This window comes from Microcoleus sp. S36b_A4 (genome assembly GCF_036700645.1).
GTDB lineage: Bacteria > Cyanobacteriota > Cyanobacteriia > Cyanobacteriales > Microcoleaceae > Microcoleus.
On sequence record NZ_JAUBPI010000227.1, the window covers coordinates 1 to 1173 of the forward strand.

The following is a 1173-nucleotide window of genomic DNA, read 5'->3' on the forward strand; positions in this document are numbered from 1 at the left end:
TTGTTCGTACTTCATATTATGGGAGCTAATTTTTTCTTTTATTTTACCTAGAACGAGCGCACTTTCGCAAGAGGTCTGCTGTAGCATCAAACTTGTGAAAGTCATAATCATAATAAAATTGTCGAGGTTCAGTTGGTTTCTGCAATAAAAGGCAAGCAGAAACTGAGGCCTTGCTGATGTCAAGTCCGATAATTTGCATTCAATTTTTACAAGTGATAGTTTCCAAATCCCCATAGCAAAGCTTATGAATCACCCAAAGGCCAGAAGCCTAATTCACTCTTAAAGCTATAAATTGCAGGGGAAAATTGCAATCAATCAAAGAGTAACCGAGCTTGCGAAAATAAAAAAGCCAATACAGCTTGTTTCGTCTTTAAAGCCCTAAGTTGCAGATTGATTGACCGACGGATGATTTGGACTCAATCCGCTACTCAAAACGAGTTTCGGCCGCTGAGTTAGGCAGCCATCATCAGGCGATTTAAAAACAACATCCAAATCTGCCAAAATTGCTTGTTGGTCTGAAGTATATTCAACATCAACAGTCTGTTCATCCGATCGCACACTGGAAAAATGTTCCTCTTCATCATTAGATAAATTATCTTCAGAAACCAATTCACCACCAATCAAATACTCAAGATACTCTGATACCGACATTCCAGCAGCAGAAGCTTTTTCTTGCAAAAGCTTATAAGCTTTGCCCTTGATACGAACTTGCTTGGCTCTATCCTCTGGATTTTCATCCAAAGCTTCTTGGATTTTAGCCACTGTTATCGATTGAGGAGGAAAACCATCAAGAACAGTCTGCCATTTATCTTGAAGCTCAGAATCACCATACTTATCAACTTTTGCAAATTTAAGTAGTGGCAAAGCCTGAGATACCGATGTGGGAAGGGTTTTGAAGTTAGCTTTGATGAGTCTAAGACAGATGTGAGCAGCTTGGATAATCTTTTTACAGTAAAAGTGCGATCGACCTAAAGCGAGTTTGCAGTATTCGGCAAAGTCCTGATACTGCGATTTATATAAGCGATACCGACAAACAGCGTCGAGCATAATTCCTTGACGCACGTAATCGAAGAAGCTACGCTTGATTCTCTGGGTAAGTACATTGGTGACAAGTTAAGACTGTAAGTCTTTTGTCAAGAGGCTTTTAGAGAATTGTTGAAAAAAAACTGGTCA

General features: G+C 39.4%; 1 protein-coding gene. It reads right to left on the reverse strand.

Annotation, left to right across the window (positions count from 1 at the left end; translation table 11 throughout):
• Positions 1–378: 378 nt before the first annotated feature.
• Positions 379–1047 carry a hypothetical protein gene (locus QUA03_RS28910; protein ID WP_333217166.1) on the reverse strand — a complete coding sequence of 223 codons (669 nt, stop codon included), beginning with the start codon at positions 1045–1047 and terminating at the stop codon, positions 379–381.
• Between the last annotated feature and the right edge of the window lie 126 nt (positions 1048–1173).